Origin of the sequence: Paenibacillus dokdonensis (assembly GCF_004916975.1) — a bacterium.
GTDB classification, from domain to species: Bacteria; Bacillota; Bacilli; order Paenibacillales; family Paenibacillaceae; genus Paenibacillus_AQ; species Paenibacillus_AQ dokdonensis.
In genome coordinates, this window is sequence record NZ_STGQ01000001.1 from 2,402,400 (window position 1) to 2,427,145 (window position 24,746).

Sequence of the window (24,746 nt, forward strand, 5' to 3'; positions counted from 1 at the left end):
AAATTATATAATTAGTATTATACATGATAATAACTTTTTATGTATAATATTTCACATGCTGTTGTTTTGATTAGGAAAGGATGGAGTAGAGAGGATGTCAGAAGGTAAGATATGGACCAAAAATTTTGTGATTGTCTGTTTGAGCAGTTTTTTTATGTTCCTGACTTTCTACGTGACGGCTACGGCCTTCCCGTTATATATGGGAGATCGCTTAAACGGAAATGCGCAGCAGATGGGACTTGTGATCACGATTTATGTGCTGGGAGGCGTCTTGATCAGGCCGTTTTCGGGTCTCTGGGTGGATCGTTTCGGTAAAAAGAAGATGGCGCTGATCGGGCTCATCATATTTCTGCTTGCCTGCATCAGCTATCTCGGAGCAAGAGGAATCGCAATATTCCTTATGATTCGTTTTCTTCACGGCATGAGTTATGCAATTGCGTCGACGGCGACGAGCACGATTGCTTCTACCTTGATTCCCAATGCCCGAAAAGGGGAGGGAATGGGTTATTACAGTATGTTTATGAGCATTGCCATGGTTATCGGACCGGCATTCGGCCTTTTACTGTGGCAGGATCAAAACGGAACTCTGCTATTGACGGTTATTGCCGGGATTGCGTTTCTTTCATTACTGTTTGCGTTTCCGGTCAAAGATCAGCAACCACCGGTTAGACCCGAACAAGCCGCTGCGAAAAACAGATTCAACCTGCGGGAGATTTTTGAGCTGAAAGCTCTACCCATTTCAATCGTGGGATTCGTACTGGCTTTTTCTTATAGCCCGATTGCCGGATTTATTGCGCCGTTTGCCAATGAAATTCACCAGTCCAAAGTGGCCAGTACGTTCTTTATCGTGTTTGCTGTGATGATTGTCGTTTTCAGGCCGCTGGTCGGCAAAATATTTGACAGATATAATGAGCATGTTTTGTTTTATCCCGGATTTGTTTTATTCGGACTGGGCCTGCTTTTATTGAGCCAATCCCATTCGGGAACCATGGTGCTGTTATCGGGTGCTTTCATGGGAATCGGATATGGAGCTCTTTTTCCTTGTATCCAGGCTCTCGCTATGAAACTGTCTCCCATCCATCGAACAGGTGCGGCCAACGGCACGTTCTTTTTATTGTTCGATTTGGGATATGGAGCAGGCTCATATGTTATGGGCTTGATTAGCTCCCATTCCAATTATCGCACGATGTTTGCGGCAGCCGGCGTTGTCGCATTGGGAGCCATCATCGTATACTATTTTATCCATCATAAACCGCAGTCCGCTGTAAAGACGATTCGCAAAACACATTCAGAAATCGTAGAATAGGCTAATTTCATGAGTTCTTTCACCTGATCGGGAACATCAATCATCCAATCAAATCGCCATTTATTTGCATTTATTATAGAGAAAACAGCAAATATATGATGGAGGATGGATAAATATGAGAGGAAAACGAGCCGTATATACCACTGGAATACTAAGAAGAAGTCCCAAAACCAAATTTGCTTTAGTAGATTGCGTCAATCTGGGTGCCATTCCACGGAAAATAACTGTACAAGTGATAGATTGGTCAAATGGTAATCCTGTACCTCTGAAAGTGATACCATGTAATCTAACCAAATGTACAGTGACAGTAGGAGCCAATAAATCAAAATTTTTATATGCGGATGTATCTAAGGTCGTCTTCAAATACGAGGTGCGAATAACACAAGCCGATGTTGCTAACTTTGTAACCAACGTTTATGGTGTAACAAATTCACCTTTCAAACCACAAACAGGCGAGGCAGTGCTTCAACGAGATTTAGTGAAGCTAACAAAAATATAAAAATTCAATAAAAGATAATAGCAGTGCCTTCTTTCGACAGGTTTAGAGCTATCCAGAACTCTGTCACTAACGGTTTACATTCAAATCACGAGTTTGGAAGAGCTTAATGTACTGCATCCACTGATGTAAATATTTAGTTGTAACCAATGCGACACATATGAAAAGTTGGCTGCTGAACAATATCTTCAAGAATTATTGTAAGAATCAAATAATCACAAAACATAAAACAACTCGGTATTCTAATTCTAAAGCGGGTTGTTTTTATTTTTCTTTAATTTGACTATGTCTTTTATCCGAACCTTTTTAACTTTAAAGAACATTGGCCGGCGAGCCAACTTCATCTCGTTGCAATAAGGCCTTGTAATCGACTGCCTTTTCTAAAAACTAACGTACTGAATAGCGCAACTTCATAAAATCCAAATGCGTCTAAATTGAGAAAGGGAAGTTATTGTATTACAAGTGAAAGAACGGATTGTTGAAGCTTCTTCAGATTTCACCTGGCCTACAGTTATCAGCAATACACTTCCATAAGGAACTAATTTGATTATTCATACAACCAAGTTTCAATATAATAGTTCATTAACAACGCACAGGCTGCCGCTTAGTAGAAAGTCCGCATAAATAGCGGGCTTTTTTTGATATAAGTTCTTGTCCTAATATTTTTTTCGAAAAAAATCGAACGATATCCATATTTATTACCAATATATACTGTAAGCCTGAAGGGGAGGAGGTGGCAAATGAACCATCCATCTGAATATAAAAGGCTCATTGCACTTACGCTGGACGGGAGCCGGAATGCGTTTGGTGAGTTATATGAAGCTACCATTAAGGATGTTTACAAAACCGTTTATTTCCTAATTCGGGAGCCATCAGATGCAGAGGATGTCATTCAAGAGATTTATATTCAAGTATATCGGTCTCTTGGAAAGTTTGACATTAACAGGCCGTTCCGCCCTTGGTTAATGGGAGTGGTCATGCGGCAAATTCAGTCTCACCGAAGAAAGAGCTGGACAAATGTACGAACGTTGAAAAAAGCTGAACAGATTGACCAAGCCGTGGTTTACGATTTCTCAAGTGAGGTAGTCAACAAAGTATCGAATCGATCGCTGCTGGCAAGTGTGGATCGACTTCCTTATAAGCTGAAGCAAGTCGTTATTCTGCATTATTTGAATGATTACACGCAAGAAGAGATTGCAGCCACATTAGAAATCCCTCTTGGGACGGTAAAATCACGGATTCATGCTGCTTTGCAAAAGATGCGTAAAAAACAGAAAACTAACATTCGGGCGATGGGAAAGGTGGAGGAGCTAAATGAGTCTCAATGAAAGGTTGAGAACTGCTTTTAAGGAAGAAACCGAAGAATGGTCAGCACCAGCGGAGCTCAAGGAAAAAATACTAAACCAAGTCGCACACAATCAAGGAGGAAGACGAATGAAAAAATGGGTCGTGACATGTATTTTGGCTGCTTCATTGTTAATACCGGCGGGTGCCTTTGCCGGTTACAGCTACATATCTGATTCCATCTATGGTTCGCAGGAAAATATCGCTAAGTTTGGAGTCACGCAACAACATTATGATGTGCTGGAGGCAAAGCTGCAGGCCGCCAAACAAAGCCTCGGTGAAGAGGAGTTCACAAGATTCATGTCCTTACTTAAAGAATTGGGTACCTATAATTTGAAAATGACAGATGCAGATGGAAAATTTAATATTGAGAAATTGAGCACAGAGGAGCGAAGCAACTATAAAAGATTAACAACTGAGCTGGAACCCATATTCCGTAAATTAAAGGATGTTCAGCCGGCGGTGAAAACACCTAAACCCCTGTATAGCTCTGCGTTCTGGAAAGAACAGCTAAATCAAGCAAAGCAAATACTCAGCAAAGAAGAATTCAATGAGTATCAAAAATTAATGTATGAATTGAAGACTTATGACGAGAAAACGCTTGATCCGGATGGAAGTGTTCATGTAGATCGGCTATCAAAAGAAGATCAAACGAATATAGAGCAAGTGGTACAACAGCTGCAACCATTTTTAAAGAAGTTGGGCATTTTAATAAAGTGAGAACTTAGTCTCCAATAATGGATGTTAAATTCCTCAAGTATGCTCCGGCGATGTGACGCCATAATGGTCGACATCACCGAGCCAAAATACCGGTCGCTTGGTCACACTTAATTCAAATCTTTTATGTATTATTATTACAACTTATTGAATCATCATTCGTGGTCATTTAAGGGGAATATTAAAGGAAGACGGAAGAAAGGGGCGGTTGTTCCAGTCCCTCTTTCAATTCTTTTTCTCCAACTCCGCCTTTAATCTTGCATTCTCTTCTAACAGCTTTTGAACGTCCGGGACATCCTTGCCGGAAACCCACCCATACAAATCGTCACTTGCTGCATACTCCGGCAATTGATCACGGAGTACCATTTTAATGTGCCGTACATCTTCAACATAATAGATAGGGATTTGATCCATGACCGATTGCTTAAACTCTTGAAACTTCTGATAGTATTCAATTGCTGCGAAGTCGTATGGCTTTTGCCTTAATGCCTCATCTGTGACAACAAAAGCAAATCTAGGTAAGCCCGCTTCGCCGGCATACTCATATTCCCAATGCGTATAGCTCTTGGATTCATCAGGAAGTGTTAAACCATAGAATCCTCCGAGAATCAGGATATATACATCGGACTCGTCGATCCATCTCTTCCTAATTTCCATTGGACTTTCCTTGAAAAATTGCTCAATTCCAGCAGGGATATGACCGGCTTGAAGCACGGCTTCAACAGCGGTATGTCTTTCCTCAATAAGATCGTTAAAAGTAGACGATATGTAAATTTGTAGTTTTTTTCTCATAGGGCCTCCCAAATAAAAAATTAGTATAGATGCACTTCATACTCGAATATGATTCTATACCGATGAGCAAGCTTTGAACTAACGGAGTACGAGAGGTTGATAAATAAACTATTACGCGGCTGTCGACATAGATCGACAGCCGCGTTGCGTAAACACATGTGGCACCAAATAGTGAAGAAAGCGCGCAGTCACTCCTTAGCCTTGGCCGAATGTAAGTTCCTTCACTTTATTTTTATCCAATCGTTTGATCACTTCGTTGATCAGCTTCACGGCATTTTCGAAATCATCGCGATGGAGAATTGCCGCATGCGTATGTATATATCGCGTTGCAATCGAAATAGCAAGTGATGGTACGCCGCCGGCTGTCACGTGAATGGCGCCCGCATCGGTGCCGCCTCCTGCGACATAGTCGAATTGATAAGGAATGCTTAGCTCATCCGCTATGTCGGTAACGAAGTTGCGCAGACGGCGATGAGAGATCATCGATCCGTCATAAATGAGAATTTGCGGCCCTTTGCCCATTTTGGCCAAGGCGTCCTTTTCGCTCACACCCGGTGTATCGCCGGCGATCCCTACGTCAACCGAGAAACCGATATCCGGTTGAATGACATTTGCGGCCGTTTTCGCTCCGCGTAAGCCGACTTCCTCTTGAACGGTGCCGACTCCGTAAACGGTATTCGGATGCTCGACGTTTTTCAATTGCTTCAGCACATCGATCGCAATGGCACAGCCGATGCGATTGTCCCATGCTTTTGCCATCAGCATTTTTTCATTTTTCATCACGGTAAATTCGCAAACCGGTACGATTGAGTCGCCCGGGCGAACGCCGAACTCCGCAGCTTGCTCTTTGCTTTCCGCACCGATATCAATGAACATTTCTTTTTTGTCAACAGGGTTTTTACGGGCTTCCGGCGATAAAATATGCGGCGGTTTCGAGCCGATCACGCCTGGAATGTCCCCCTTTCGCGTCATGACGGTCACCCGCTGCGCTTGCATCACTTGCTCCCACCAGCCGCCGAGAGGTTGAAAGTATAGGAAGCCTTTGTCGTCGATTCGCGTCACCATGAAACCGATTTCATCTAAATGTCCAGCTACCATAATTTTAGGGCCGTCCGGGGCCGTGCCCGTTTTTTTGGCGATCAAACTGCCGAGATGATCAACCGTCACTTCGTCAGCGTAAGGGGCAATGTGCTCCCGCATAACGTCGCGCACTTCGTCTTCGTGACCTGGTACGCCGTTGGCGTCGGTTAGAGCTTTTAACATTTGCAAGGTAGAGTCCAAGGAAATTCCTCCTTATTATTATTGACTATCAATTTATTATATATGACTATACAGATCAAGTCATTAAATGGAAAGAGATCGCCTTATTCGCTGCATACAGTCCAAACTGCGGTTTGGCCTCGGTACGTTTTCGAAAACAGATGGATTAACCGTGGCAAGGTAGGTTATCGCTACAGAGGTGGACAGGAACACCCGCGCCCAGTCCTCTTAATGACTAACCTGCCTTTTAGAATCCTTTCAGACGGGTTTGGGCAAGATATGTTTTGGGACTGACTGCGCTACAAAGTAGCAGCGTTTCATATCAAAAAAAATTGGAGTGAGACGGATGACTAAAAACAATGAACGCAATCGAAACGATGGACACGATGGAATTGATACTGGTGAAGCAGTAGGAACCGTGGGTGGAGGGGCAGCCGGGGCTGTCGTCGGTTCCGCATTGGGTCCCATTGGAACTGTGGTAGGTGGCATTGTTGGCGCATCATTGGGTAAGAAGGCCGGTGAGGGCGTTGGAGATCACGACGACAACACAAACGAAAAAGATTAAGCACCTTCGAGGATCACGCTAAAGGTTCTACTTTAAAGAGCACTATATTGCAAAAGGGGTCAACCAGTTCATTGGGTTGACCCTTTTTCTTTTTCATTGAGGATTAGAAAAATCGGTGCAAGCAAAAAAATGTTAAGCTGCATATCAAATATGCCAGTTGCAAAGTTGTAGACAGCACCTATTCCAGCAGTTCTTTGGCTCCGTTCATCACTAAGGGCATAGTCTGTTAAAGAATGATTCCGCATATATTAGACGCCCCTCATTGTTCCATACATAAGCCGCCCCATATATCCCCCAACTTAACATGATAGAAGCTGTGTTTATTAAAAATTGCGCGTTTCAGGTTCTGCGTATCCAGATTAAAGCCCCGATCCAGAAATTCGAGTAACTAGCATCTTGTTTAATGAAACATAACTACAATTTTCACGTATATCCCTTTAAATTCAAATTTGAACAATGAAAACGATAGAGAAACCTATAGACTATCGTAGAGGTCACGTGTATGTCGGTTTTGAAAAAACGAAAGTGGATTTTATGGTTGTCAGCTTTAGTCCTTATCGTTGCAATTTCAATAACAATTTTTCTGCAAATCATCATTCACTCTAATGTACCAGAACTTGCAGAAGGAAGCATTGAACAGCGGTATGCACAGCAAGGTAGCTATCATGTAAAGGTAGAAGAAGTTAAGAGTACGAGTGGAGAGGATTTATTTAGGATATACTATCCAGCATTTCAAGGAGACGAATCCTATCCTATTATTTCTTGGGGGAATGGAACTGGTGCCACGCCCGATCGTTATGATGAGCTCTTAACTCATCTTGCTAGCTGGGGATTCATTGTAATCGATTCCTATAGCAAGACAACAGGAACAGGCAAAGAAATTGTTGAAGCCATTGATTATTTGAGAAATGAAAACCAACTAGCAAACGGCTTGTTTTATCACAAAATACAAATGGAACAAATTGGTGTAGCTGGACATTCACAAGGATCAACTGGGGTCATTAATGCTCATACCAATTATAAAAGTGGATCGTTGATTAAGACGGTTGTATCCATCGCTCTCCCGGATTTGAAGCATTGTGATCCAGAAGACGTGTACGATACAGCACGTATTACCGTTCCTTTCCTCATAATGGGCGGTACACGAGATTTTCTAATCTCACCGGTATCAACGAATCAATTAGCCTTGCATAGTACTCACGCAAGCACACCTGTTATGATGGGGATGGCAAAAGGTGCAGCTCATACAGCGATTGAAGGTAATGGTAGCAATCATAGGGGGTACTTGACGGCTTGGATGAGATATCAGCTCCTTGATGATCAGGAAGCCATGAAAGCATTTCAAGGGGATTCTTCCGAGATGATGCATAATACAAATTGGGTGCATGTTATACAAGCAAATATGGATGATAATAAATTCATGCATTAATAACTAGAAGAAAAGAAAGTGAGGCAGATGAACGTGTCGAACATGGACAAGGAGATACAAGCGATGGAGAAAGCGAAAACGGTGTATGAAACAGGTGAGATTATAACTACGAAAGTGTACCAGGTCAGCCCGGAGCAGAAGGAGGAGCTTGATCATCTGTCAGCTGAGAGGCTCGAAAAGTTACGCGGGGAGGCAATACCGAAGCTCCGCGAGCGGTACGAGCAACTGACTAAGCTCCGGCAGCAACAAACGAAGGACAGCGAAGGTGGCAAAGCTCAGGGAGATTGAATAAACACAACTCCGCAGCGAGCCAAAAGAATCGGCTGCTTTTTAATTGAACTAACGGGCAGGTTTGAAGAATATAATGGAAGGATTTTTTTGTGGATTAGTAGAATATCTTATTTACGATAAGCAATCCCTGAGAAACAACACAAGCTGAAATATCCTATAATGCAATGATCCTTCATGAACAAAGGAGAACTGAAAATGAGAAAACTCATTCTATTTTTACACGCCTCGCTTGACGGTTTTGTGGAAGGGCCAAACGGCGAAATGGACATTGGTTGGGTTTCCTACGATGCTGATTTGGAGAAACACGCGAAAGAAATTCTGAGTACTGCTGACACTGTCATTTGGGGACGTGGGACTTATCAAATGATGCATAGTTACTGGCCATCTGTGCCTTCGGACCCATCAGCTTCGCAGCATGAACTGGATCATGCCGAGTGGATCGATAAAACAAATAAAATCGTATTTTCCACGACACTGGAGAAAGTCGAGTGGAACAATTCCAGACTGGTGAAAGAAGATGTCGAGGAAGAGATCAAGAACCTCAAACAGCAGCCAGGCAAGGATATGGTCATCCTCGGCAGTCCTAGGTTCGCACACTACCTTATGCAGTTTGATTTAATTGATGAGTATAAAATTACGGTTTCTCCCGTCCTGATCGGTAAGGGATTGCCGTTATTCCAAGGCGTCAAGGAGAAGGTCAACCTTAAACTAATCGAAAACAAAACCTTTGATTCAGGAGCCATAGGTCTCGTTTACCAGACGGTAAGATGACCGTGTCACCTAAAGTAGATTATGCTAACGGGTACGATAACTCAATAAGGAATTTGAAGGCAGCCGGCTTCTTATGATCGGCTGTCTTTTCTTATCAACGGGCAGGAACGTTGGAAATATCTCTTTAAGATCTCGATGATATGACGATTGCTTGATTGGACCGATTTTAGTTCCGCGAATATGAGAGCAATATTTCATTATTCACCTTGTGTTATAACTATCGTGTACTTATTTGACACAAGATAGGAGATAAAAATCATGACTAGATTAAAAGGAAAAGTTGCTTTAGTTACGGGCGCAAGCCGGGGGATTGGACGTGCCATTGCGACGCGTTTAGCACAAGAAGGGGCATTAGTAGCTGTTCATTATGGCACGAATCAAACCGCTGCCGAAGAAGTCGTACAAGATATTGAGCAGGATGGAGGGACTGCATTCACGATTGGTACAAAACTCGGTTCTTTAGAAAGCATACAGACACTTTATAAGACTTTGGATGATTTGTTGAAAGAGCGTACAGGTGACTCTCACTTCGATATCCTGGTGAACAATGCAGGGATCGGCCTAACAACCCCAATTGAGGAAACTACGGAAGAGGCATACGATGAGATAATGAAGATAAATGTAAAAATGCCATTTTTCCTGATTCAACAAGGGTTGCCACATCTACGAGACGAAGGTCGAATTATTAACTTGTCGTCCGCTGTCACAAGAATTTCCCTGCCCATTATTCCTGCATACAGTATGACCAAGGGGGCTATCAATACACTAACACTCACTTTATCCAGCCAACTCGGCTCACGTGGAATTACGGTCAATGCTATACAACCAGGATTCGTTGCCACGGATATGAATGCCCCAATGCTGCAGGATCCTGCCTCGTATCAATATGGTGCTGATTTTTCTGTCTTTGGAAGATGGGGGCAACCCGAGGATGTCGCAGATATAGCTGCATTTCTAGCTTCTTCCGACAGCCGCTGGGTAACCGGGCAATTAATCGATGCCAGTGGTGGCTCTCATTTGTAAATTAAACAATATGGCTTCAGAGACTTTAGCAATTCATTAAGCTAACGGGAAATGTTAGTTGAGCGTTGCTCAGCTGCTATTTACGAGAAGCGAGCTCCTTGTAAGGATAGGGGAGCTCGCTTTTTTTATGCAACGAATTGCTTAGCGAATGTTTTCCGCATTTTGTTAGCGGCACCTCTTGAATATAAAATAGCTCAAAGCCGCGGAAACGAAAGAGCAGGGGCACCCCCATGTAATGGAGGCTTTTGTGCCCAAGTTTAGGAGCCCTTCCTCTGCATAAGGTATAACTAACTCTCGTATACGATCATCAAATTCTTGTGCAGCATCAATCGTCATTCGATCGCGTGAAAAGCCGTTTCGTGAATGAATGGATTCAATGTATTCGTCAATAGTTTGTGTAAAGGGAATTGGAGATGTCTCATGAAAACCCTGCACCTCAAAAAGCTCTCGTTGTTTTAGTTCATTCATAAGGTTGTATGGTTCAAATTCATGGTTTGTTGAGAATTTACGAATCAGATCCTGCTCATCTTTACCCCAAGGTATCTGTCCATTTCCTCTGTCCACAATGGCAAAGGTTCCTGTTGGAGAGAGAACTGATTTCATAGCTGGCATTAATTTATCCCAATTCATCCAATGGAGACTGTTGGCTGCAACGATTAGTGAATAGGGAGGATTCAACAATGCATCCTCTGCTTTGCCACATATCCAATGAAGATTTGGATGATTGCCATTTTGAAGCGCCTTCCCTGCTTCGATCATAGACGGGGAAAGGTCCACTGCATCTACCCTATCAACCTCTCCAACCAACTCACGTGCGATTTCCCCTCGGCCGCAACCAATATCTAGAACAGTCTTCGAAGAGGACGGATCCATAAATCCCAAAAGTATGGTAAAAACCTCCGAGGGAAATGAACCACGATACTGATAGGCTTGAACTACACTCTTATCTTGGAATTGTTTAGCGTATTTTTCGCCAAGATGTGCAGGTTTCGGATTTGATTGCCGTTTCATTGCTATACCTCCATTGTTCATTGGATAGTTTTACATGAAAACATATCTAACACAAGGGATAATTCAGCAATCCAATTATTTCTTTAAGCTCACTCATTCACAACATATCTTAGCACAAGATTTTAGAGGATACGATGCCTCTGGCCTGCGTAATGGGTAATTGATAAAGGTTCGAACAATTTGTAAGAGTATAATAATCCCGAAATTTCATGTTTGTGTGAAATATCAGAGGTAACAGGCATTAAATTAGAGCAAATGGAAAACGTAAAGTAAGGTTACCTACTTATTCGGCAAAAAAGGAGGGGACATTTGTTTTGGATGCACAATTTCTCGATTTATTGGCCCAGAAATATGATACGGAAGAAAAAGTCGTAACCGAAATCATCAACCTTGAAGCGATCACCAATCTCCCTAAGGGAACGGAACATTTTGTCAGTGATTTACATGGGGAGTTCCAGGCTTTTCAGCATGTTCTAAGAAACGGTTCGGGTACCGTAAAAGAGAAGATCAAAGATTTGTTCCGTGAGGTTTGGACGGATAAAGAAATCAATGATTTTGCGGCGTTGGTTTATTATCCGGAAGAAAAAATACGGCTGGTTAAAGAAGAATTGTGCAATAAACAAGCCTTGAACCGGTGGCACAGACAATCGATTGAACAAATGCTTAAGCTGATTTCTTATGCTTCTTCCAAATATACGCGCTCGAAATTGCGCAAAGCTCTGCCGGAGCGGTTTGTATATATTGTGGAAGAGCTTCTATACAAGACGGATCCGACCAACAATAAGGACCCTTATTATGAGGAAATATACCGGCAAATTATCTCCCTAGGCCAGGCGGACAAGCTCATTATCGGCCTTGCTTATACGACCCAGCGCTTGGTGGTTGACCATCTTCATGTAGTTGGAGATATCTATGACCGCGGACCGGACCCCGATAAAATTATGGATACACTGATCAACTACCATTCTGTTGACATCCAGTGGGGGAACCATGATGTCCTGTGGATCGGCGCCTATACGGGTTCCCTGGTCTGCCTTGCGAATATTATCCGAATCTGCGCCAGATACGACAATCTTGATATCATTGAAGACGTATATGGAATCAATCTTCGCCCACTACTGAACTTGGCGGAGAAATACTATGTTGATAATCCGGTTTTCAGACCGAAGTTGCAAGCTGGCCATAACGTATCGGAGCAGGAAATCCTGCAGATTACCAAAATTCATCAAGCCATTGCCATGATCCAGTTTAAGCTTGAAATCCCGATTATCAAGAGACGCCCATACTTTCATATGTCTGAAAGGCTTTTACTTGAGAAGATCGATTACGAAAAGAATGATATCAGGATCGGAGGTAAAACGTACCCGCTGGAAAACACCTGTTTCAGAACCGTCAATCCGCAGCAGCCTGAACAATTGCTGGAGGAGGAACGGCAGGTGATGGAAAAGCTGCTGTTCTCCGTTCAGCATTCCGAAAAACTGGCCAGACATATGAATTTTCTGATGAAAAACGGTAGCCTATATTTAAAATACAACGGGAATTTGTTAATTCACGGCTGTATTCCTTTGGATGAAGTTGGAAACATGGAAGAAATGCAGATTAAAGACAAAACGTATTCGGGCCGCCAGCTGCTAGATATTTTTGAATATTATTTACGTTACGCCTTTGCGCATCCGGAAGAGACGGATGATCTGGCTACGGATATGGTATGGTACCTCTGGACAGGTGAATGTTCCTCTCTCTTTGGAAAGAGAGAAATGACTACCTTTGAACGGTACTTTATTCAAGATACAGAAACCCACAAGGAGAGAAAGAACCCTTACTACCATTTGCGTGAGAATGAGGAGATCTGCCGGAAACTCCTGCTGGAGTTTGATATGAATCCGGATCATGGACATATCATAAACGGCCACACGCCGGTAAAAGAAATTCGTGGAGAGAACCCCGTTAAAGCCAATGGGAAAATGATCGTAATTGACGGCGGTTTTTCCAAAGCCTATCAATCCACAACGGGCATCGCCGGATATACCTTGTTGTATAATTCCTTTGGCATGCAGCTCGTCGCCCATCAGAAATTCAATTCCAGAGAAGATGTGTTATGTAACGGAACGGACGTATTGTCTATAAAAAGACTGGTGGACAAAGAACTGGAGCGGAAGCTGGTGAGGGAAACCAATGTCGGGGAGAAGCTGCTGCAGAAAATCACAAATTTGAAGAATCTCCTGGAATATCGCTACATGAAATGAAACAGCTGCTAAATGTAAAAAGAGCCTTCCGAAATGGCGGTGGAACGAGAACGTAAAGTATGGCAATTAATCGGAGGGTTTGACTCGCTTCCAGATTGATTGCCTTACTGATTATTTGTCTACAATCGATGAATCGGAATGATAAACATAATGTTGAGCTGACAATGAACTAAAAAGACGGTATAAATTAACGTTTGATAGAAAACGTGGATTTAAATAGTCCTTTCCGAACAAACTATTGGAAAAGGAGGGGATACCATGAATATATTGACAAATTGGCTTGAACAATACGGTTACGGACTCATTTTTATAGCCTTATTCCTAGAAATGCTTGCTCTACCCCTCCCAGGAGAAATGATGATGAGTTATACCGGCTTATTCGTTTTTGAAGGGAAATTGAATTGGCTGCTCAGTATAATAACAGCGGGTGCCGGCGTATCAGCCGGCATCACGCTTTCTTACTGGATCGGTTACCGGTTTGGTCAACCGTTGGTAACGAAGTATGGTCATCGTATTCACATGGGAGAGGAGCAGCTGGCACGGATGACGGTCTGGTTTGAGAAATATGGGAATAAACTATTGTTCGTCGTTTATTTCATCCCCGGTGTCCGGCATATCACAGGATACTTCTGCGGAGTAACCCGTATGCCATTCCGGAAATATGCCATCTATGCTTTTCCTGGTGCGATCTTTTGGGTCAGTTTGTTCATTTCGCTCGGCAGGGTGCTTGGGCCCAAGTGGGAAATGTATCACAAAACCGTGAACCACTACATGCTCATCTTTGGGATTGTCTCTGCTGTATTGACGCTGGGGGTATATGTCTTTCAGAAGAATAAACAGCGTGTACTAGCATCACTAATGTCTCTGCTAACCAAGGGGGTACTACACTTTAACTCGCTCGGCAAAGTGAGGTTTTTGGTGCTCGCTTCGTTTGCGGTATTTGTTATGTTCGTTTCCCTGATGCTGGGACTTATCCAGGATTTCTTAGCACAGGAATTTAATCAATTTGACGAGGTGGCCTCCTTCGTGGTCCTCTCGATATTTGGACCAGAGTGGCATGATACCATGAACCTTTTTGCAAGACTAGGCTCTCTTTATCTTTATGGACCCCTTATCGTTATAACGGCGTTATGGATTGCTTTCAAAGCTCGTGAAAAACTACTGGAGCTATCATTTCTTTTGTGGGTTATGGTCGGAGGAGAACTGCTTGATGAAGGGCTGCGTGTGCTCTTTCATCGTCCTGGTCCGGTCGCCGCAGGTTTCCAATTATTTAACACTTTCCCTAGTGAAGAAACTCTCACATCGATCACCGTATGCGGCTTCTCCGGCTTTTTGCTTCTGCGTCATTATAACAAGAGGCTTATTCGGATTCCGGTTATTTTAGCTGTTATTTTGATATGCCTGCTTGTAGGCATTAGCCGGATTTATTTCAAGGTCCAATTTCCAAGTGATGTTGTTGCTGGATATGTATTCGGCGGGGTCTGGATTAGTCTGAACGTTATTCTCCTCGAGGTCTTGAGGAAACTCCAACCCAGAGAAGCCATTCATACGTAATCTGAAGAAAAACTAGCATGAATTGGAGAGATACCTTAAAAAGAAGCCGAGTGTATAACGGAGACATAGGGGGATTAATGAGCCGGATGAAGAAATTTGATCAACTAAAAAACAAAGTTAGAGCGATAAAACTTAACTTATTTGTTCTTTATTTGGCTTATAAAGACCCTCGAGTTCCTTGGTATGCAAAATTGTTCGCGGTCTGCGTTGTGGCCTATGCCTTTAGTCCAATCGATTTAATCCCTGATTTCATTCCGATATTGGGCTATTTGGATGATTTAGTTATTGTACCTTTGGGGATTACAATCGCCTTAAAAATGATACCTATCGTTGTTTTGGATGAATGTAGAATAAAAGCTGAAGAAATGAGGAAGAATACAAAGTCAAAAAACTGGATAGCAGCAACGGCTATTATTATGATTTGGGTAACTTCCGCTTTTTGTTTATGTATATTTGCCAATAGATAGATGATATAGAAGATAAGTTTCAACTGATAAGTGGAGAGGGTGGCGAGACATTGTCTTTATCTCTTGAGGTTTATTGTCTCGTCATCACCGCCATTACCCAAGCGTTGACTATCGGACATGATCGTCTTGATTCGCAGAAGGAAACGAAGGAACCTTCACCTCTTCTGAAAGATGCGCGTGAGAAGAAGGCCCCTCCGTTCATCGATCGGAACCGATAGACGATGAAATAAACGGGTATCTACTTATTATTTGGCCAATACCCACTCCGCGATATCCTCCAGAACTTCTGCAGATACCTTTTGCGGGATTTTGTACTCTTTTTTGAAGTCCTTGACCCTGCCATAAACCGATTTCATAAACAGGTGGTTCAGTCCGGGGTAGAGCTTGAAACGGACATTAGGCTTACCAATGCAGATTTGCTGATAGAGCGCGAAATCCTTTTCCGAAGAGACCTGGAAATCCTTGTCTCCCTGCAATATCAACACGGGTTTCTCTGTTGCGATCAAATAATCAGCTGCGGGATGTCCGGCCATCTCCTTAAAATACCATGCGTAGATTTTACCAAAAACCTTTGTCTGTTTTGCTTCTTCCTCACTCATACCTGTGATGGCGTCGAATTTGGCTTTGAGACCCGCGATTTGTCTTTTCGCGATTTTCCGCAAAAATTTTGGCAGTTGAGCGAGCACATCATCGTTTTGACTCATTATAATATCGCTCAAACTGCGCGGCGAGCCTGCGCCTATGATGATACCCGCGAAATTGCCGCCTTCCATGTCAATACGCGGCGCGAGCATACCGCCAAGGCTGTGGCCAAAAATATACACCTTGTCGGGGTCAATTCTGCCGTCGTTTTTAAGCAGTTTGGCGGCAAGGATGGCGTCCTCTATTGTTTCGCTTTCCACCGTTACATCACCGGGGCTTTCTTTTAGCATCCGTTTGCCGTAAATCTTTGTGCGCTTGTCATAACGCAGTACGGCAATTCCTTTGGCAGACAGCGCTTCTGCAACATCCCGGAACGGCTTATTAGCGCCAATGCTTTCATCCTTATCCAAAGGGCCGGAGCCATGCACCAGCACTACAGCCGGTACTTTTGAAGAACAAGGATCCGGAAGCGATAAAATCCCATTCAAAGGGTATTTCGTTCCCCTGCCAATGATTAGTGATTCATTCATATCCATAACCTCCTATCAAATAAATATTGGCGCTATTACATGTCAATTCTCTCCAATAAATTTTTCCATCTTCTGAACGATTCGTTGATATTCTGGGTCATCTCGTAACGGTTCGAACGCTGGATTCATCAGTCCATCACGCATCAAGCTTTCCTTAATTACCTGCTCGCTGCGGGGCATGGCTATGACGCAATCGTTCAGCCATGGTTCAATCTGGTCAAAGAAGGAATCTCCATGAAGCTCGAATGGGAAGAATTCTTCCACGCAGGTATCCACATATTTCCCTAGCAGTTCAACCGCTTTTCCAAGTGAATTATTCGCGCAATACATATGAGCGCCCAGTGCATAAAGCAGGATGACATTGTTTGGGTTTAGCCGCTTCATATTAAAAATTCGTGCGATATCTGACGCCCTCAGAAAGGCTTCTTCCGCTTTTTCGAGGTTGCCCATATTCGTTTTCATAACGTTCAGCAGTCCTTGGAAAGTTGCCATCGCATACTGATACAGTTCTATCTGCAAGATTTCTTTGGCTTTGCCGAAGTTGCCCATAACCTGATATGCCTGTGAAATTAACAGACCTTCTGGTATCATGGGTCGGATTCCTTCCCCAAGTAAATCCAAAACCCGCTGCGGTTTTTTTAGCGTCAGACAGCAAATCGCCTGATATACAACCGCTTCTTTGGAAAGTTGAACATCATCGCTTTCTGCCTGAATCCGCTCACATAGTGTCACGGTTTCATTCAGGAGAGCCTCTTTTCTTTCCTGCGTTCCCGCCAGCATGAAATGATTTGTATACAATTTGACTATTTGCAGAAGGAGTGGGAAACAGGCGTAATATTTTTTAATGATGGCAGCGCACTCCGCGATTACGTCTTCAAAAGGCTGAGAAGCGAAGTCGGAGGCCAGCCGGATGTAAAGTTTGGCGATGTCCGTCCGTTCCATTTGCGGGGAGTAGCCCATTAGATCGTCTATAGTGATGTTAAAATAGGTCGCAAGCTGTGGGAGAAATGTGATGTCGGGATAGCTTTGCCCCGTTTCCCACTTCGAAACAGACGCTTTGGAAACACCAATATATGCCGCAAGCTCATCCTGCGTAATTCCTTTTTTCTTACGTTTGGCCACAATGACCGATGCCAGATTAATTTCTTTCATCAATGACACCCCCGCTTATTACTATACGGTTTACAAAGTAAACTTCCAAGCGACCCTTGGTTTACTTTTCAGGGAAAAATCAACCGCAGGGAAACAATATAAAATAAATAGCGCTCCGTAGATGAGCTGTGTATTAAATCCTGCGGACCAACCATGCCTTCCTTAGCTAAACGGACAGCACATAATGATTCTATCGATGCTTGCGTGGTCTACAACAATTCAAAAATTCAATGTCCCTTTTTGGCAACCAGAAGTGTTATAAAGGATAAACAGAGAAGTGGGGTGAACTCTGAGTTGGACTCAACAGAGGATTATGTTAATCGGGTGAAAGCAGGTGATCGAGAAGCTTTTCGACCGATTGTAGAAATGTACCAGCAACAAATCTATGTATACTGCAGGCGTATGCTTGGGTGTAGGCAAGATGCTCGAGACGCAGTTCAGGATATTTTATTCAAGGCCTACAGGAAGCTTGATTTGTATGAATCGAGGGCGACGTTCTCATCATGGTTGTATAAGATTGCTTATCATCACTGTCTTAATTTGCTCCGTAAGCGCCATGTCCGTGATCGAGTATATCGACTCTTTAAGCCTGTTACATTCACTGAAAGCGCTGAGCAGAAGTTGGACCGTCAACTGTTCAGTCCATCGCTTGAATATGCCCTGTCTAGGCTATCGGCAGATGAGCGAAGTATTCTGATTTTAAGAGTTTTCGAAGAAAAACCATTTGCCGAGATCGCCGATATTCTTGGTAAAAGCACGGATGCGGTGAAGAAAAAATATATGCGATTAAAGCAAAAAGTAATCCGGCTGATCGTAGAGAAGGAAGGTGAGAAGGGATGCAAGACAGAGGAGAGTCTGGTCAAGGTCAAGCTCTGAGAAACATGGAACGCATGGAAAATCATGATCATATCGACGTTACTTCTGCTGTAATGCGCAAAGTTCATCATTATGAGGGAAGAAGAAAATCTGATCTGCGTTTAGGTACACGTCGGAGGATGGTTCTTATCGCCTCATTTTGCGCTGTGGTCCTGCTCTCATCCATTACCGTATATGCGAGCACCAGATTCATTGAAATTAGAAACCATGAAGGAAAAATCGTCATAACTTCGATTGCACAGCAGTCTAACCCTTACGCGAATGATTACATAAATGTATTGAATAAGTACGAAGCAGAGCTCAAGAAGAAACTGAAGCCTGGCGAGATGGCTGCCTATTATGTCAAGGACAAACAAATACAGGCTGCTGAGACGCTCAACCCGGTTCATTTCCTGTATGTCCCGTATATGCACCGCAGTTATGATGAATTTGCCAAAGAAATGCAAAACACGGATACGCCACAAATACGAGAGCCAGCATATATGCCAAAAGGTTATTTATTTGACAGCGGCAGCATTCAATCCAAACCTGAACCTTTCGTGGGAACTCCTGAATATGAACAGCTTCTCGCAGAACTGAAGTTGATGGCGGAGAAATCTACGGATGAGCAAGCGTTATTCTACAAAATGATTCCTCCAACGAAAGGGGCATCATCGATGATTCGATATCGCAAAGGAGATCATCAGATCAACATTATTGCTTTCTCCAAGCCCACAAATTCAACCGTTCAAGTTCCTTCGGGAAATGCCGAGAAGCTAATGGTAAACGGAAAGGAGATGCTCCTGTCATCACCTGAATCGGGTTCAGCCGCATCCTATACTCGCCTACTAACGTGGCTTGACGCGACAGGACATGTGTTATATAACATCACGGATGACGCGAAGGACCCTCTTTCAAAAGAAGAGTTCGCCAAAATTGCAACAGGAATCATGGGTGAATGAATGAGTGGAACTGATTTAGTAATTGTAAAAAAGAGTCCCTTTTCTGGTTTACCGGTTGTTATATGTAATGTAATCAAAATTCAATCATGCAAGGCCTTGCGGCCGAAAGGAGCACGAATATCCATGTTAGGAACGAAATTGAAAACCGTTATTTCTCTCGTGGCAGTCATGAGCATTGCAGGAACGGTCAGCGCATACGCCTCGACTCCGTCAGTATCGCCAAAAGACTTGAAAAATAAAGTCGCCGTTTCTCTGGTTAAGGCAGACCAAAAGCCTGCAACTGTACAGGATCAGATCGATAAGCTGTACGCAGGTCTCAAGCCAGGTCAAGTCATCGCTTATTATGTGAAGGATCCAAAGCTTAACCCGTCCGATCAGATCTCATTTGCAGGGAAAGGTTTTATGTTCCAAAAATATAACGATTATATGGCCAAAGCCAAGAAAATAAACGCACCTTCACTCGCGAAGCCTGCGGCTTTGCCAAAAGGTTATACATTCAAAGCTGGATTCTTATATCCCCAAAACCCGGATCCAACATCGTCATTATACCAAAAATTGGATCGGGAATTGAAAGAACAAACAGCACAAGGAAAGAAAACTTTGTACACAAAGTCTTTGGAAGTCGTCGAAGAATCTAGTGCCGTTCTTACGTTCGTGAAAAACAAATTAGTGGTGTCAGTGGTCGCGTCAAGTGTGAATCCCTCGGAGCCGATAGGCGGCACACCTGTGCCTGGCTCCAATCCCGATGAAAAAACGGAGACCCTCGGAATCAATGGCATAGAGTGTACTTATACAACGGACTTAAAAGGGAAGGATCACTTGGATTGGACGGATTCAGCAAACAATGTGCACTATTCGATTAGGGCTAAAAATGCGAAAACGGATGTAATCAACTTTGCTAAAAATATGGTGACAAAGTGATCCTGTAAGGAAGAATCATAGCGATGAATCAATAAAGCGTGTTAGAATGTAGCGCAATTTAACTTCCCAAGCGCAGCAAGAGAGATAACGATATATCCTCGGGTTTTGACAAAAACAGAAATAAGAACTTCTATGCCGAAATTCGTGTCTATCAGCTTCAGCCACAAGAATAGCGTTAAAGAGGGTATCGTGAAAAGGAGCAGCTTCGTGCTGTTCCTTTTTTATGGGCAAATATCCTTCTCCATAACTTACTGATTTGTCCATTCATCTAATAAATCCATTGCCTTTAACCTTAGAAACCATGTGTGTTCCATAATATCTAACATGTTACGTTCGTTGCGGCTTCTAGGGCCGCTAGAGAACCGAGTGGCATGCCAAGCTTCTCGTGGTAATCGATACAAGGAAGCAATCAATTTGCGTTCGGTCCGGTCTAAAGGATGGAGTTCTTCGTACCCTTGTAACAACGAATATATAAAAACGGGATTAAACTGAGTTGTATTCATGAGGGCATTTGATATGTCAACATAGATGGAGCCTGCCTTTATACGATCCCAATCGATGATGAACAGCTGGCCGTCATCTGAAATAATGACATTATATGAAGTAATATCGTTGTGTATCAATGAGGGATGGATCATTTCCTTATTCAAAAGGTCTATAATCTCGGTTTTTTTTAATTCAGTCCAGGACCGATCTGAAAATCGGTTACAGGATTCTCCGAACTTTTTATACCATCTACGAGTCCTTATATCGGTTTGGTATGCTTTTGTCATTTGTCTTCGAAAGAGACGGTCATGGCTTTTCCATAATTCGATATGGTTATAAAAAGGGCTTTTAATGGGACGGAAAAGACTGGATGTGATATGCAAAGAGGCAAGAGCCAGGCCAAGCTTTTTGAAATCCTCTTGATTCTCCAATTCCCTCCCCTTTATCCATGTGGTTACGTAGAAGGGCCTCCCTTGGTCTAAAGTCCATAACTTTCCGGAATTGCTCGTAAGCCATTTAGGCATGTAGCTAAAGCCACTATTCATCAAGAGTTGTATATAGCCTGCAGTTGTTTTCATTTGATCAATTGTACCCGAGCGAAGTGATAAACTCCGAAAAAAAGGCTTTACAGCGTAGGTTCCGCTTTTCGTCTGTATTCGGACGACGGCATTTTTTCGGTAAAAGGAAGCGACCGAGTCTGAACTCAATGGAATCAGGCCGAAGCGGCGGGCTATTTTGCGTATTCGGCTTTTGGTATAAGTATTTGCCATTGGGTAACCTCGCTTTTTTCAAGCTGGGAGAAAGAATCATATCGAGAGCAAAACTATAGTTCGTGTTCAAAAAGGCTGGTTTTCAGCACCGAGAAGGTTGGAAGAAGCAATGGACTGATGAGCGGAGCGTATGTTTGGGGTACGTGAGAACCGGAAGCCCCGGTTGAATTGAAGATTCGATGCCGAGTTTCTTCTTGATTTACTTCGTGTTCAAAAGCGGACTTTTTGAAAAACCTCTATTAGCTAGGTTATTCATTGAGGTGGAAGTGTGAATGGCCTAACGCCTAAAGAGCCATAAATGTTGACGGCAAAAATTGATGATTTAAGCCTTCTTCATTAGAAAGGCGCGCCCTTGGCGCGCCAAAACAAAAGTTGAGTATCGTTACAACTTATTTTCCACTTTTTCTGCCATAGGGAACCATCCTGGAGTATGGATAATTTTCAACCATAATGATTCAGCAATCCCCAATTTTTCTCGATCATTTAAAGTTAACTCAGTACGTATTTCATTTTCCTTACCAAGAGTTATTTTTTCAACCCAATCTGGATCAATAATCAGTTCCCGTCCAAGTGCAATAAACGGAACTCCCGATTGTAACGCTCTTAGCGCCTCGTCAGGCGTGTGGATCGAACCTACACCGATAACCGGAACTCTATGCCCGACGAGCTCGTGAATTATTTCCATTCTTGAGCGATTGTCCTCTATTCCACGTCTAGGCTTTGACCAAAAGTCCATTAAAGAGATATGCAAATAATCCAAATTTTTGTTTGCGAGGACTTCCACCAATTTAAGTGTATCGGCCATTGTAATACCGGGTGTCCATTCTTCTTCTGGCGATAACCGATATCCCACAAGAAACGGCTGTTTGGCCCACTCAGCCACCACTTTCTGCACTTCATCAACAACAGCGAGCGGAAACGCCATACGTTTGTCTATGTTTCCTCCCCAACGATCATCGCGTTGGTTTGTATGCGGCGAGAAAAATTGTTGAATAAGAAACCGATTTGCCCCGTGAATCTCTACCCCGTCGAAACCAGCCTCAATGGCCCTCCGAGCGCTCGCACCAAATGCATGAATGATATCCATAATTTCGTTTTCTTCGAGAGCTCGAGGGATTATATCCAACCCTTCTTTAGCAACCGCACTCGCACTTACGATCTCACGATTCGGTACCAGTTCCGGCGAACTTTCGCGACCGCCATGAAAGATTTGCAGAATGGCTTTTGCCCCACTTTTCTTAATTGTTGTTGCCAGGCGTTGTAAACTCGGGATCTTATCATCATGATCAGCCGCCAATTCACCGCCAAATACCTTGCTATTTGGTGTGACTATTGTACTCCCAGTAACAGCCATTCCAACACCGTTCGAATGTCTTTCGTAATATGTGATTAACTCATCAGATATCGTTCCATCTTGCCGAGAATAAGATATCGTCATTGGCGCATGAACAATGCGGTTATTCACTTTCATACCATTCTTGAATTGAAACGACTCCATTAAAGGTCGATATTTAGGGTTCATAGATGCCCGCTCCTTTAGATAGCTATATTGGAAATAATGCACTGAATTCACTCAGTTCAATTCCTTGACTTCAATCACTACACATCCGTTAATTATTGTGTTTCATATCCGATCCCCGCACTAACATCAGTGATCAGTTATAGTTGCTATATATCGCGTTGACTCGAGCCCCATGTACATTTCCTCCTTCATATAGCCCGGAATTTTTTCTATCAGAGCCCATAATAATAGTTGGTGTCGAATCCAAGTCAAGGAATGAAAACAAAGGAGTTGCCTAGGATAGGAGAAATAGGGGAATAAGTTTGACTTGGAGTCGGCTCCAAGATGTATAATACTCAAAATGGAAGTATCGGGGGGTGACACATTGGCAGAACAAACGTTTACGATCAAGCAAGCCGCTGAGCAAACCGGAATATCAGAGGACACAATCCGTTTTTACGAAAAGATATTGCTGCTGCCTCGGGCAGAACGAAAGGAAAACGGGCATCGCGTCTATCGAATAGAGGATATCCATAGAATCAAGCTGATTTCCTGCCTCAAAAAAACGGGAATGCCGCTCGAGGCCATGCGGCCATTTTTGGCGGCCTCGGCCGACTTCGCTTCCGCGGAATATCCCGAACTGGTGGATCAATTAAGAAGTCACCGCGATAATATCGTAAATCAGATCTCCTCACTTCAGCAGATCGTTGATTTTGTTGACATAAAGTTGAAAGAAGGAAGACCCCGCCAGGAATGCTCAGATCAAAGTCAAAGCGAAGATTTAAAAGAACACAACGAGAAAGAAAAAACAAAGCCCATTTCCGTCGTTGAGATGAGTTATTTTTCCGCATATACGAAAATGGGTATGAAAACTCCATAACAAAAGAAGAAGGCTGCCGGCGAATAAGCTCGGTGGCCTTTTTTATTTACAAGAAGTTTAGCTGAACACTGGGTACTCGGTTCATAATAAAGGAATACATTCAGAAGCCTTGGGCGTTGCCGATAACTGGAACAAAGCGGTATGAGAAGGCATAAACTATGGTCGCGATATGTGAAGGAGAAGACATCAACAAAATGATTAATGATGGAGCGAACATAAAGCAGATGTCGAAGTCATGGACGGGTATGCGTAAATTTCTGAAGTACCAGATGATTGACTTGATTGTAACGTTATCGTAAAATTTTGTTATGTTAATTTTAGGTAATGAACTTACTGAACAGTAAGGAGATGAGATCAATGAATCATCAGCGTGAATGTCCAGTTGAGACACTCATTCATGTTTTAGCTGGCAAATGGAAGCCCATGATTTTATGGCATTTGATTGAATCTAAGAAGAGGTTCAACGATCTGGAAAAGCTAATACCTGATGTTTCTCAAAAAATGCTTTCACAACATCTCCGAGATTTGGAACAGGAGGGCATCGTCGATCGAACAGTCTATCCTACTGTTCCTCCAAAAGTAGAATATTCTCTTAGTGAGTACGGCAAAACATTGATTCCTGTAGCGGAAGTGATGTGTGCTTGGGGAGAGAATCATAATAAGCGGAAATATGAAGAGCCAGCGTCATTAAAGCGGGTTCAATGAACTTGTACACGAATTCAATCAACTCCAAATAAAAGCTGCTGCGGGATTCCGGGCAGCTTTTATTTACCTA

At 43.0% G+C, this 24,746-nt stretch carries 26 protein-coding genes and 1 pseudogene; 19 read left to right on the forward strand and 8 right to left on the reverse strand.

All coding sequences use genetic code 11. From position 1 onward, the window contains the following. The first annotated feature begins 94 nt into the window (after positions 1–94). The 4 genes from E6W40_RS11080 to E6W40_RS11095 all read left to right on the forward strand — a co-directional run bounded on the left by E6W40_RS11080 (position 95) and on the right by E6W40_RS11095 (position 3,866). Positions 95–1,306 (forward strand): MFS transporter, encoded by a 1,212-nt coding sequence (locus tag E6W40_RS11080; protein ID WP_136605521.1) that lies wholly within the window; start codon positions 95–97, stop codon positions 1,304–1,306. Between the two features lie 115 nt (positions 1,307–1,421). Then, the gene (locus E6W40_RS11085; protein ID WP_136605522.1) at positions 1,422–1,805 is read left to right on the forward strand and encodes a hypothetical protein; all 384 of its coding nucleotides are present in this window, start codon (positions 1,422–1,424) and stop codon (positions 1,803–1,805) included. Between the two features lie 737 nt (positions 1,806–2,542). Beyond that, complete coding sequence (locus E6W40_RS11090; RefSeq protein WP_136605523.1) at positions 2,543–3,130, forward strand: sigma-70 family RNA polymerase sigma factor; 588 nt, start codon at positions 2,543–2,545, stop codon at positions 3,128–3,130. Beyond that, positions 3,117–3,866, forward strand: coding sequence for a DUF3600 domain-containing protein (locus tag E6W40_RS11095; protein ID WP_136605524.1), 750 nt, complete (start codon positions 3,117–3,119; stop codon positions 3,864–3,866). The genes E6W40_RS11090 and E6W40_RS11095 overlap by 14 nt, the downstream gene beginning before the upstream one ends. A gap of 222 nt (positions 3,867–4,088) precedes the next feature. On the opposite strand, the gene E6W40_RS11100 is transcribed toward E6W40_RS11095, so the two are convergent. Further along, entirely contained in the window at positions 4,089–4,655 is a 567-nt protein-coding gene (locus tag E6W40_RS11100; RefSeq protein ID WP_136605525.1) for a DUF4062 domain-containing protein, read from the reverse strand. Between the two features lie 195 nt (positions 4,656–4,850). Further along, positions 4,851–5,918, reverse strand: coding sequence for a M42 family metallopeptidase (locus tag E6W40_RS11105; protein ID WP_136606944.1), 1,068 nt, complete (start codon positions 5,916–5,918; stop codon positions 4,851–4,853). A gap of 343 nt (positions 5,919–6,261) precedes the next feature. On the opposite strand from E6W40_RS11105, the gene E6W40_RS11110 reads away from it, so the two are divergent. Further along, positions 6,262–6,480 (forward strand): glycine zipper domain-containing protein, encoded by a 219-nt coding sequence (locus E6W40_RS11110; protein ID WP_136606945.1) that lies wholly within the window; start codon positions 6,262–6,264, stop codon positions 6,478–6,480. 178 nt (positions 6,481–6,658) lie between these two features. Here the strand turns inward: E6W40_RS11110 and E6W40_RS29990 are convergent. After that, a pseudogene (locus E6W40_RS29990) lies at positions 6,659–6,819 on the reverse strand (TetR/AcrR family transcriptional regulator); the annotation flags it as partial. A 163-nt stretch (positions 6,820–6,982) separates the two neighbouring features. Between E6W40_RS29990 and E6W40_RS11120 the strand changes: the two are divergent. The 4 genes from E6W40_RS11120 (at position 6,983) to E6W40_RS11135 (ending at position 9,994) form a co-directional block, all read left to right on the forward strand. After that, the gene (locus tag E6W40_RS11120) at positions 6,983–7,909 is read left to right on the forward strand and encodes a poly(ethylene terephthalate) hydrolase family protein (RefSeq protein ID WP_136605526.1); all 927 of its coding nucleotides are present in this window, start codon (positions 6,983–6,985) and stop codon (positions 7,907–7,909) included. Positions 7,910–7,972: 63 nt separating this feature from the next. Beyond that, positions 7,973–8,197, forward strand: a complete 225-nt coding sequence (locus E6W40_RS11125; protein WP_136605527.1) for a hypothetical protein — start codon at positions 7,973–7,975, stop codon at positions 8,195–8,197. Positions 8,198–8,395: 198 nt separating this feature from the next. Continuing rightward, positions 8,396–8,971, forward strand: a complete 576-nt coding sequence (locus tag E6W40_RS11130) for a dihydrofolate reductase family protein (protein WP_136605528.1) — start codon at positions 8,396–8,398, stop codon at positions 8,969–8,971. Positions 8,972–9,229: 258 nt separating this feature from the next. Beyond that, positions 9,230–9,994, forward strand: coding sequence for an SDR family oxidoreductase (locus tag E6W40_RS11135; RefSeq protein ID WP_136605529.1), 765 nt, complete (start codon positions 9,230–9,232; stop codon positions 9,992–9,994). Between the two features lie 165 nt (positions 9,995–10,159). Here the strand turns inward: E6W40_RS11135 and E6W40_RS11140 are convergent, their stop codons facing one another. After that, a complete protein-coding gene (locus E6W40_RS11140; protein WP_168928886.1) occupies positions 10,160–11,005 on the reverse strand; it encodes a class I SAM-dependent methyltransferase in 846 nt (281 codons plus the stop codon). Positions 11,006–11,319: 314 nt separating this feature from the next. Here E6W40_RS11140 and E6W40_RS11145 point away from each other — a divergent pair, with 314 nt between their 5' ends. The 4 genes from E6W40_RS11145 (at position 11,320) to E6W40_RS29440 (ending at position 15,490) form a co-directional block, all read left to right on the forward strand. Continuing rightward, a complete protein-coding gene (locus E6W40_RS11145) occupies positions 11,320–13,251 on the forward strand; it encodes a fructose-1,6-bisphosphatase (protein WP_136605531.1) in 1,932 nt (643 codons plus the stop codon). Between the two features lie 258 nt (positions 13,252–13,509). Beyond that, positions 13,510–14,805, forward strand: a complete 1,296-nt coding sequence (locus E6W40_RS11150) for a bifunctional DedA family/phosphatase PAP2 family protein (RefSeq protein WP_136605532.1) — start codon at positions 13,510–13,512, stop codon at positions 14,803–14,805. A gap of 86 nt (positions 14,806–14,891) precedes the next feature. Next, positions 14,892–15,272, forward strand: coding sequence for a YkvA family protein (locus tag E6W40_RS11155; RefSeq protein WP_246072962.1), 381 nt, complete (start codon positions 14,892–14,894; stop codon positions 15,270–15,272). A 50-nt stretch (positions 15,273–15,322) separates the two neighbouring features. Continuing rightward, positions 15,323–15,490 carry a hypothetical protein gene (locus tag E6W40_RS29440; protein WP_168928887.1) on the forward strand — a complete coding sequence of 56 codons (168 nt, stop codon included), beginning with the start codon at positions 15,323–15,325 and terminating at the stop codon, positions 15,488–15,490. Positions 15,491–15,517: 27 nt separating this feature from the next. Here the strand turns inward: E6W40_RS29440 and E6W40_RS11160 are convergent, their stop codons facing one another. Together E6W40_RS11160 and E6W40_RS11165 are read right to left on the reverse strand one after the other, a co-directional pair. Beyond that, positions 15,518–16,444, reverse strand: coding sequence for an alpha/beta hydrolase family protein (locus E6W40_RS11160; RefSeq protein WP_136605533.1), 927 nt, complete (start codon positions 16,442–16,444; stop codon positions 15,518–15,520). A 42-nt stretch (positions 16,445–16,486) separates the two neighbouring features. Further along, the gene (locus tag E6W40_RS11165) at positions 16,487–17,596 is read right to left on the reverse strand and encodes a helix-turn-helix domain-containing protein (protein ID WP_136605534.1); all 1,110 of its coding nucleotides are present in this window, start codon (positions 17,594–17,596) and stop codon (positions 16,487–16,489) included. Positions 17,597–17,749: 153 nt separating this feature from the next. Between E6W40_RS11165 and E6W40_RS11170 the strand changes: the two genes are divergently transcribed. The 3 genes from E6W40_RS11170 to E6W40_RS11180 all read left to right on the forward strand — a co-directional run bounded on the left by E6W40_RS11170 (position 17,750) and on the right by E6W40_RS11180 (position 20,334). Further along, entirely contained in the window at positions 17,750–18,472 is a 723-nt protein-coding gene (locus E6W40_RS11170) for an RNA polymerase sigma factor (RefSeq protein WP_281281451.1), read from the forward strand. Then, positions 18,433–19,413, forward strand: coding sequence for a hypothetical protein (locus tag E6W40_RS11175; RefSeq protein WP_136605536.1), 981 nt, complete (start codon positions 18,433–18,435; stop codon positions 19,411–19,413). The genes E6W40_RS11170 and E6W40_RS11175 overlap by 40 nt, the downstream gene beginning before the upstream one ends. Positions 19,414–19,536: 123 nt before the next feature. Next, the gene (locus tag E6W40_RS11180) at positions 19,537–20,334 is read left to right on the forward strand and encodes a hypothetical protein (protein WP_136605537.1); all 798 of its coding nucleotides are present in this window, start codon (positions 19,537–19,539) and stop codon (positions 20,332–20,334) included. Positions 20,335–20,582: 248 nt separating this feature from the next. On the opposite strand, the gene E6W40_RS11185 is transcribed toward E6W40_RS11180, so the two are convergent. Together E6W40_RS11185 and E6W40_RS11190 are read right to left on the reverse strand one after the other, a co-directional pair. Then, positions 20,583–21,590, reverse strand: a complete 1,008-nt coding sequence (locus E6W40_RS11185; protein WP_136605538.1) for a phosphotransferase — start codon at positions 21,588–21,590, stop codon at positions 20,583–20,585. Positions 21,591–21,972: 382 nt separating this feature from the next. Then, positions 21,973–23,112, reverse strand: a complete 1,140-nt coding sequence (locus E6W40_RS11190; protein WP_136605539.1) for an NADH-dependent flavin oxidoreductase — start codon at positions 23,110–23,112, stop codon at positions 21,973–21,975. A gap of 364 nt (positions 23,113–23,476) precedes the next feature. Here E6W40_RS11190 and E6W40_RS11195 point away from each other — a divergent pair, with 364 nt between their 5' ends. The 3 genes from E6W40_RS11195 to E6W40_RS11200 all read left to right on the forward strand — a co-directional run bounded on the left by E6W40_RS11195 (position 23,477) and on the right by E6W40_RS11200 (position 24,676). Further along, complete coding sequence (locus tag E6W40_RS11195) at positions 23,477–23,971, forward strand: MerR family transcriptional regulator (RefSeq protein ID WP_136605540.1); 495 nt, start codon at positions 23,477–23,479, stop codon at positions 23,969–23,971. Between the two features lie 158 nt (positions 23,972–24,129). Then, positions 24,130–24,270 carry a hypothetical protein gene (locus E6W40_RS29445; protein WP_168928888.1) on the forward strand — a complete coding sequence of 47 codons (141 nt, stop codon included), beginning with the start codon at positions 24,130–24,132 and terminating at the stop codon, positions 24,268–24,270. A gap of 58 nt (positions 24,271–24,328) precedes the next feature. After that, positions 24,329–24,676 (forward strand): winged helix-turn-helix transcriptional regulator, encoded by a 348-nt coding sequence (locus tag E6W40_RS11200; protein WP_136605541.1) that lies wholly within the window; start codon positions 24,329–24,331, stop codon positions 24,674–24,676. The last annotated feature ends 70 nt before the right edge of the window (positions 24,677–24,746 follow it).

Coding starts and splice junctions, on each gene's coding strand:
- E6W40_RS11080 (WP_136605521.1), top strand. CDS start 95: ATGTCAGAAGGTAAGATATGGACCAAAAATTTTGTGATTGTCTGTTTG.
- E6W40_RS11085 (WP_136605522.1), top strand. CDS start 1,422: ATGAGAGGAAAACGAGCCGTATATACCACTGGAATACTAAGAAGAAGT.
- E6W40_RS11090 (WP_136605523.1), top strand. CDS start 2,543: ATGAACCATCCATCTGAATATAAAAGGCTCATTGCACTTACGCTGGAC.
- E6W40_RS11095 (WP_136605524.1), top strand. CDS start 3,117: ATGAGTCTCAATGAAAGGTTGAGAACTGCTTTTAAGGAAGAAACCGAA.
- E6W40_RS11100 (WP_136605525.1), bottom strand. CDS start 4,655: ATGAGAAAAAAACTACAAATTTACATATCGTCTACTTTTAACGATCTT.
- E6W40_RS11105 (WP_136606944.1), bottom strand. CDS start 5,918: ATGTTAAAAGCTCTAACCGACGCCAACGGCGTACCAGGTCACGAAGAC.
- E6W40_RS11110 (WP_136606945.1), top strand. CDS start 6,262: ATGACTAAAAACAATGAACGCAATCGAAACGATGGACACGATGGAATT.
- E6W40_RS11120 (WP_136605526.1), top strand. CDS start 6,983: ATGTCGGTTTTGAAAAAACGAAAGTGGATTTTATGGTTGTCAGCTTTA.
- E6W40_RS11125 (WP_136605527.1), top strand. CDS start 7,973: ATGGAGAAAGCGAAAACGGTGTATGAAACAGGTGAGATTATAACTACG.
- E6W40_RS11130 (WP_136605528.1), top strand. CDS start 8,396: ATGAGAAAACTCATTCTATTTTTACACGCCTCGCTTGACGGTTTTGTG.
- E6W40_RS11135 (WP_136605529.1), top strand. CDS start 9,230: ATGACTAGATTAAAAGGAAAAGTTGCTTTAGTTACGGGCGCAAGCCGG.
- E6W40_RS11140 (WP_168928886.1), bottom strand. CDS start 11,005: ATGAAACGGCAATCAAATCCGAAACCTGCACATCTTGGCGAAAAATAC.
- E6W40_RS11150 (WP_136605532.1), top strand. CDS start 13,510: ATGAATATATTGACAAATTGGCTTGAACAATACGGTTACGGACTCATT.
- E6W40_RS11155 (WP_246072962.1), top strand. CDS start 14,892: ATGAAGAAATTTGATCAACTAAAAAACAAAGTTAGAGCGATAAAACTT.
- E6W40_RS11160 (WP_136605533.1), bottom strand. CDS start 16,444: ATGAATGAATCACTAATCATTGGCAGGGGAACGAAATACCCTTTGAAT.
- E6W40_RS11165 (WP_136605534.1), bottom strand. CDS start 17,596: ATGAAAGAAATTAATCTGGCATCGGTCATTGTGGCCAAACGTAAGAAA.
- E6W40_RS11170 (WP_281281451.1), top strand. CDS start 17,750: ATGCCTTCCTTAGCTAAACGGACAGCACATAATGATTCTATCGATGCT.
- E6W40_RS11175 (WP_136605536.1), top strand. CDS start 18,433: ATGCAAGACAGAGGAGAGTCTGGTCAAGGTCAAGCTCTGAGAAACATG.
- E6W40_RS11180 (WP_136605537.1), top strand. CDS start 19,537: ATGTTAGGAACGAAATTGAAAACCGTTATTTCTCTCGTGGCAGTCATG.
- E6W40_RS11185 (WP_136605538.1), bottom strand. CDS start 21,590: ATGGCAAATACTTATACCAAAAGCCGAATACGCAAAATAGCCCGCCGC.
- E6W40_RS11190 (WP_136605539.1), bottom strand. CDS start 23,112: ATGAACCCTAAATATCGACCTTTAATGGAGTCGTTTCAATTCAAGAAT.
- E6W40_RS29445 (WP_168928888.1), top strand. CDS start 24,130: ATGGTCGCGATATGTGAAGGAGAAGACATCAACAAAATGATTAATGAT.
- E6W40_RS11200 (WP_136605541.1), top strand. CDS start 24,329: ATGAATCATCAGCGTGAATGTCCAGTTGAGACACTCATTCATGTTTTA.